At 62.4% G+C, this 7849-nt stretch carries 4 protein-coding genes; all 4 read left to right on the top strand.

What is annotated here, in order from left to right; all coding sequences use genetic code 11:
• Positions 1–159 precede the first annotated feature (159 nt).
• Positions 160–1716, top strand: coding sequence for a flagellar hook-length control protein FliK (fliK, locus tag AC07XM_RS13735; RefSeq protein ID WP_060519430.1), 1557 nt, complete (start codon positions 160–162; stop codon positions 1714–1716).
• Entirely contained in the window at positions 1713–2057 is a 345-nt protein-coding gene (locus AC07XM_RS13730; RefSeq protein WP_060519428.1) for an EscU/YscU/HrcU family type III secretion system export apparatus switch protein, read from the top strand. The genes fliK and AC07XM_RS13730 overlap by 4 nt, the downstream gene beginning before the upstream one ends.
• Before the next feature lie 59 nt (positions 2058–2116).
• Positions 2117–4840, top strand: coding sequence for a dermonecrotic toxin domain-containing protein (locus AC07XM_RS13725; RefSeq protein WP_102688978.1), 2724 nt, complete (start codon positions 2117–2119; stop codon positions 4838–4840).
• A 175-nt stretch (positions 4841–5015) separates the two neighbouring features.
• Complete coding sequence (locus AC07XM_RS13720) at positions 5016–7811, top strand: dermonecrotic toxin domain-containing protein (protein ID WP_102688979.1); 2796 nt, start codon at positions 5016–5018, stop codon at positions 7809–7811.
• Positions 7812–7849 lie beyond the last annotated feature (38 nt).

The raw sequence follows: 7849 nt of genomic DNA, 5'->3' as shown, positions 1-7849 counted from the left end.
CCCCCCCCCCCCCCCCCCCCCCCCCCCCCGCCGCTCCAGAACCCTTGTGTCTCAAGTCGCCCCGCGCGCTGCCGTTATACTGGCAACCACGGGCGCCCGGCATTATTACACGCGCCGCCGCGCTGCCAAGAGGCCGGGCTCGACAGGTTGTATACAATCATGACTGAAATCAATAGTCTCGGCGCACAAACCGCGATCAACAGCCAAGCCATGAAGGCAGGCATGACCGGTGAACTGCTGCGCCTGATCCAGGCGCAGCCGGGTCTGCTGGCCCCCGGCGAGACCGCGCAGGCCGAAGTCGTGTCGTTGCGCCAGACGGGCCAGGAGTTCCAGTTGGTACTGCGCCTGATACAGGCCAACGGCGTGCAGACCCAGCTGCAAGCCAGCGCCAGCCAGCCACTGCCCCAAGGCAGCCAGGTCACCGTCAGCCAAACCGAAAGCAACCGACTGGCAATCATGCTGCAGCAGGCCAATACCAGCCAGATCGCCACCCTCACCCGCCTGGACACCAGCAAAGTGCCCGTCGGCACCCTGCTGCAAGGCAAGGTCCTGACCAACCAGGCATTGGCCCAGGCGCCCGGCCAACCGCCGATCTACCGGGCGCTGGTCAGCCTGCTCAACAGTGCACAGGCCGGCGCCACCTTGAGCGTCGACAGCCCACGCCCCCTGGCCATTGGCAGCCTGCTCAGCGCGTTGGTGCAAGGCGACCAGTCGCTGCGTTTCGTGCCGCTTAGTGGCAGACAGGACCAACTGAGCATTGCCCAGCAACTGCTGACCCAGCAAAACCGCCAAGCCTCCCTGCCCGGTGTGCTCAACGCGCTGCAACAGCTCGCCCGCGACCCGAGCGCCGATGGCGACCTGCGCGCCAGTGCCGAACGCCTGTTGGCCGGCCTGCCGGACGCGCGGCAACTGGGCGACGCCAAAGGCGTGGCCCAGGCGCTGAACAACAGCGGCGCCTTCCTTGAAGCGAAACTGCTGGGCGGTTTTCCTGCCAGCGTGGCCACTGACCTTAAGGCACACCTGCTGCGCCTGATCACCCAGGCCCCGGTCAGCACACCAGGCATGCCCAACCTGGCGCCCGCCAGCCTGGCCGTGACCATGCCGGCGCTGGCCCGCAGCGCACTGGGCATGCTCGAACGGGTCAGCCCCAAGCCGCAGCCAGGGGCGTTCCCCCTGCCGTCGCGCCTGCTCAAGGCCCTGGAAGACGAAGGCGACCTGCAACAGCTGCTGCGCCTGGCCGCAGCTGCCGTTTCACGCTTGCAAAACCATGCCATGAGCAGCCTGCAACAAACCGGCACACTGGAAAACGGCAACCTGCAGACCACCTGGCAAACCGAAGTGCCGATCCGCCACGGTCAGGAGTTCATCCCGCTGCAAGTCAAAATCCAGCGCGAGGAAACACCGCAACAGCAGGCCGACCGCCAACATGAAGCGCAAGACCCGCTGCAAGCCCTGTGGCGCATCGAGCTGGCCTTCGACCTGTCACCCCTTGGCCCGCTGCAAGTCCAGGCGCAGTTGAGCCAAGGCCGCCTGAGCGGGCATCTGTGGGCAGAACGTGAACCCACCGCAAGGCTGATCGACAGCCAGCTCGGTGCCTTGCGCCAGCGCCTGCTGGACCGCGGCCTGGACGTTGGCAACCTGGAATGCCACCCGGGCATCCCCCCTCAAGGCCCGCGCACACGGGTGGAGCAACGCTGGGTAGACGAAAACGCATGACACAGCAACCAACACGCCAGGCCATCGCCCTGACCTACGACGGCCAGCAGGCCCCTACCCTCAGCGCCAAGGGTGACGATGCGCTGGCCGAGGCCATCCTGGCCCTGGCCCGCGAACACGAGGTGCCGATCTACGAAAATGCCGAGCTGGTGCGCCTGCTGGCGCGCCTGGAGCTGGGCGAACAGATTCCCGAAGCACTGTACCTGACCATCGCCGAGATCATTGCTTTCGCCTGGCAACTGCGCGGCCGCGTCCCGGCGGGCTTCGCCGACGACACCGCCACGACCCGTGACATCACGCCAGCGCTGCTGGGGCTGCCCCCTCCCGGCAGCGTTACCTGACGCCGTGAGTTGCACCCTCACACTACCCTGATGCCCTTCATCGATAGAAGGGTTACTCAATGCGCCCCATTCCGCACCACAGCCTGGCCCGTATCCGCCAGGCACTGCAGGACTTTCCCCGCCCCGACCTGCTGGCACAACAGACACTTTCCGAATGGCTTACCTCGAAGGGGGTGGCGCAGTCGCCTTTGCTGACCGACGTGGTCACCTTCCACTACCGGATAGAACCGGCGGGAGAAGGGCGTTCACAGGGCAGTACGAAGGCCGTCATCACCCAGAAGATGAACCTGGTCGAAGCATTGCTTGCCAACTGGCAGGGCGAACCGGCCGCAGGCTATGACGGTTTCCACTATGGCGACTGGGCAGGCCTGCCGCCACAGGACCCATTGACCATCGTTGAACGGCTTGCGCCACTGAGCCCGTTATCCAATGCTTCGCCCTATCAGGTGTTCAACGGCCTGTACAAACGCACAGAGCCTCCCCGCTACGCCCCGGATACGCGCCTGCCGATACGCGCAGAAGACTTTCAGACCGCTAACTGGAGGCTGAATTTTCACACCCTGTTCAAACAACAACTCGACAACTACTGGGCTCAACACAATGACGATTATCGGCAGGCCATTCACCTTGCCTTGATTGCCGCCTGCAACCGTCAGGTAATAGAGGGCAGCCTGTCCGAGCCTCAGCGCCAGCTGGTCTGGCGAGTTTGCGGGTTGTTACCTCAGGGCGACCTCAGTATTTCGATGCTGAACGTCTACGGTTATACCGCGACCGATATTCTGTACATCAAACAAACCAGCGACCCAGGGGTTGTCCTGTACATTCCAGGCAATGCTTCGCCGCTTCATGCGTTCACCGATGCGTCCGCCATGAAGGATTGGTTCGCAGAACAATGCAAGGTCCCCGACAAGCGCAATGCAATGCTGATCCACTTCGCCCGTGCCGACTGGCCCGACGGCCTGGACTTCAGCGGCTTGCGTACGGCCTTGATCGGCTTGGGCTTGTACCCTGCTGCGCATCATTTCAACCCCCAGCACCCGGGTTTTGCGACCAGCGGGCATTGGGACCCGCAAGCGATCATCGACTATCGCCCCGACACCTACTCCCCCCCGATCATCGGCGACCTGTTCGAGCACCTGAGCTTGCAGCGCAAGCGCCGCACCTATGCCGATACCGACAGCCTGATCACCAGCAATCATGACATCGACAAGTCCCGCTGGGGCAACTACCTCTCTGTGGCCACTGCGCTGCTTGCCCCGTTTGCCCTCCTTTTGCCCGAACTGGCTCCGTTGCTGGTGATCGGTGGCCTGAGCCAATTCACCCTTGGCCTTGATCAGGCCATCAATGGCAAGAGCCTGGAGAGCCGAAGCGCAGGCGTCGCCGACCAGACATTCGGCCTGTTCAACGCGCTCCCCCTGGCCGGCCAGGGCTTTGCCAGGGAGGCGTCGGTGTTTCGTTGCAGCCGCACCGGGTTTTTCACCCCGTCACGCCTCTCCAATGTGCTGGGTATGCCGGTTGGCGCCGCCCCCATCGCCCAGGCGAGCGACTCGGTAGAGTTGGCATTCCGTGAGCAAGCGACCCTGTCCTCCGACAGCCTCGCGGCTGTGGTGACGCGTGTCGACGAAAACCTCGAGCACCGCTTCATGGCATGGCTGCAAACACCCGAGGGCGTGGTCAGCGAATGGGTCGAGTACGAGTTTGCCAGCGACAGCTTCGTCCGCTCCCGTGACACACACATGATCGTGCCACCGCGCTGGCGGCTCGCCAATACCAGCGACACCTCGCTGACGCTGTCCAGAAGGCGATTCAACGCCACCGATGAGCAGCGCAACACGACGCTTCGGGCATTGGGGATCGACGTGGAGATGCCCATCGACTACGCCCTTTACGGGCAATTGGTGCGCACACCGATTCCCAGACTGATCAGTAGCGTCTGGGTGGGTGACAGCGTGCTGCAAGGTGAATTCCTCGAAGCATTGGCCCACAACACGCGCATCGCCCGCCTCAGCGGGTATCGCTACCAGATTCTGCTATCGCAGCAAGACCCACTGGTTTTTGAACGCAATATGCGTCTGCTCCGCACCAGGGCTGAAGGCGCGCAGCTGCTCCCTCTGGAGACTCAAGGTTTCTTTCAGGCGTTCACCCAATCAGCTTATTACCCGCAGTACCAGGCCGCCATCGCAGGCAACGGCGGGCTCGGCCGCAACCTTGCCTCTGCGTGCGACATCTTGCGCTACCGCTTGCTCAAGCACTATGGCGGGCTTTATCTGGATGCCGACGATCGGCTGCTGGACACCACCAGAGGTGAGCTCAACCCACCCTTGGCCACCGTGATGCTCCAGGCCACGGATGATGGCCTGCTGTTCTCGCCGCCGGTGTCTAACGACCAGTTGGGCATGTACGTCAAGTTCAACAACAGCATGATCGGCAGCCTCCCCGGTAACCCGACGCTGGACGCGGTGTCCGATGAGATCCTGCGTCGCTACGGCATGGAACCCGAGTTCTACAACAGCCGCCCGGACCCTCGCCTGGCGCCGTTGCCGTTCCAGGCGTACGCCCGGCGTCTGAGCCTGTTGACCGGCCCAGGTGTGCTCAATGCCGTAGTAGACCAACGACTGCCGCTCCTCAAACAACTGCGTGAAATCTGTCATTTGCTGGTGTCACCGGTTTACGACATCCATGCAACGCTGAACTTCGATATGTTCCATGCCGTGCTGCAACAACACGTACCGCTCGACAGGGTGGCCCGCATGGGCCACGAGCACAGCTGGGCCTATACCTGAAACGGTCGCGGTGGGCCAGGTACAAGCCGGGGGCAATCGACGGGTTTCGTCGTCGCGCACGGCTTGGTTTACCAAGGATGCGCAACGCCTGCGACACTCACCTACATATGTAGTGCCACCGCCCCCCGTATGCAGGTCACCTTTGCCAGCCCATACAGACTCAAAGGTGACCGCCATGACAACCCAATACGTCAATGCCAAGGGCGTGCAATTTGTGCGTGACAGCCTCGCCGGTTTTCCGCGCCCGGACCGTGCGGCAGCCAGTGCCATCCATCAGTGGGCCCAGGAACGCTCCATCGACCTGGACCCAGACCGCGTCGACGCGGTCACCCTGCATTACCAGTTCAGCCCCAAGCTCGGCTGGATTGCGCTCGTCGCGCAGAAGATGACACTGACCCAGGCCGTGCTCTCGAACTGGCAGGGTGAGTCGGCCAACAACTGGTTAGGCGCGGCGATCGATGCTCCTTGGGCCGGCGAGTTACCCGAAGGGCCACTGACCATTGTCCAGACACTGCGCGAGCAAAACCTGTTTGACCATCACGCACCCTATAGCGTCTACAACGGGTTGTTCAGGCACAGCGACCACCCGCTATACAACGCAGACACGCACGTCCCGCTGGCAGCTGAGGAGTTCCAGTCGTTTATCTGGGGCCTGGACTTGCAGGTGCAGTACAAGTCGATGCTCGACAGCTACTGGGATGCCAACCTGGAACGCTACCGTATCAGCGCAAAGATCAACTTCATCGCCGCCTGCAACAAGCAAGTCACCGAGGGCAGCCTCAGTGATGCCGGCAGAAAGCTGGCCTGGCAGGCATGCGGCCTGCAAGCCTCAACGTCGGTAACGCCCGGTGACGAAAAGCCGGGCAGCAAACCGAGGCTGCGCGCCAGGTGGCTAAATGTGTACGGCTACACCGCCACTGACCTGCTGTGCCTGCACGACGCCGTCAGCGGCCTGGTTTTACTCTACATTCCGGGTAATGCCTCGCCCCTGCACGAGTTCAGCGACAAACAGGCCATGCTGGACTGGTTCGCCAACCAGTGCCGTACCCCGCGCACGCGCGACGCCCTGCAGGGCCACTTCGCCCTGGCCGATCGCGAAGACGGTTTGAGCTACAGCGGCCTTCACACTGCCCTGTGCGGCCTGGGCAGCTACCCAGCTCCCTACCACCTCGACAGCAACCGCCCCGGCTTCACGGCGCAGGGCATCTGGCCCCCACAGGACTACATCAACTACAAGGTCAAGGACTACAGCCCCCTGATAGAAGGCGACCTGTTCCTTTCCCTGGCCCGCCGCCAGAAACAGCGCAGTTACCAGGACGCTCATTTCATCATCACCAGCGACAGCGAAGTGACCAAGGCCAAATGGCGCGGCTACTTGAACTCGGCAATCAACGTGCTGGGCCCTTTGGCCCTGGTAGTGCCCGAGCTGGCCCCGCTGTTCGCCCTGGGCGGCATCGCCCAGTTCGGCCTGGGCCTGGACCAGGCCATCCACGCCAAAAACGCCCGGCAAAGCGCCGAAGGCATCGGCACGTCGGTGTTTGGGGTGCTCAATGCACTACCGCTGGTGGCTGCCGGGGTGTCCAAGGCACCTGTGCTGCTGCGCTTCAAGCATGAAGGTTTTGTGATCCCCAGCCGGGTCAACGAACAAATCGGCTACCCCTTGAGCCCCATCACCCCCCCTGAGCTGCCGCTGGCCGACGTGGCAGATTATTTCCATACTCCAGACCCCATCGCGCCTCTGCCGGGTGCCGACGACGGTGTGGCCGGTGCCGTTGTCAGGACGCCTCGCTACGACGGTTCGCCCGACCTGCTCACGACGATGATCGGCGGTTATCAAGAGCATGTGCTCTACGACATGGAACTCGATGCCTTTCGCCTGGAAAGCGACCTCAATGAGGTTGAGCCAAGCTGCTACATCGCAACGCCAGGCTCGCTCAATCTGGTCGAGGTGGATGCCCGAGCGCGTCAGGTGACCGATGACATGCGCATGGCGACCTTGCGTGCATTGGGCGTTGATCTGAACCTGCCCATTGAGCTACCGGTCGTACCTACCGAAGGACTGCGACCAATCCCTAAACACGTCCTGAATATCTGGGTAGGCGACAAGGTCATTGAGCAAACCCTGATCGACAATATCGCCCGCAACGCCCGCACGCTGCAGGAGACTCAGTATGTTCATCGCCTGTATCTCTCCAGGGCCGAGCCGGCTGCGTTCCAGGCCAACCTGCAGCTTTTGGCGGAGCATGCGCCCGGGGTAGAAGTATTGCCACTTGAGGATCAGCCGTTCTATGCGCGTTTCAAGGAGAGTGCCAACTTCCCCCAATACCAGGCAGCGATCCACGGTAACGGTGGGGTGGCCAGCAACTTTTCGTCGGCGTCGGACGTTTTGCGCTATGCCCTGCTTGAACAGGAAGGTGGCCTGTACATGGATGTCGACGACACGCTGCTAGCGCCTGGTGAGTACCCTGTGTTCATCGATGGCGCCCCCAGAGGCACGCCGGGAGAGCGCCTTGATGACGTAGCACTTGCCACCTCTGAAAACGGCCTGCTGCTGCACTCGGCGGTGTCCAACGAAAAATTGGGCATGAACTGCCTGTACAACGGCAGCCTGGTAGGCAGCCACGCGAATAATCCGACGCTCAAGGCAATCCTGGAAGAAATGCAGGCGCGCTACGAACAAGCGCCAAACTTCTATCAAAGCAAGCCATCCCTACAAACCGACCCGCAAGCGTTCTATGGTTATGCCCAGGCCCTTAGCCACCTCACCGGGCCGAAGTTGCTCACCGACGTGGTCGACCGTCTGTTGCCTGAGCTCGGCATGATGCGTCAGATCATCAACCTGTATGCGTTCCCCCGCACTAACTCCTGGCAGTTCGTCAGCCTTCCTGAGTTTCAGGCGGTGCAAAGGCAACTGCTGCCACTCAACCGCATTGCCAGGATAGGGGGATACAACTCCTGGGCCAGGCCCTGAGCGGCACGTCCAGCTAGGGCCCGACAGGCTTGAGCAAG

The sequence above is a fragment of the Pseudomonas sp. GW460-LB5 genome, assembly GCF_059423245.1.
Note: the sequence above shows the minus strand (reverse complement) of the source record. Positions and strands in the feature narration are given on the sequence as shown.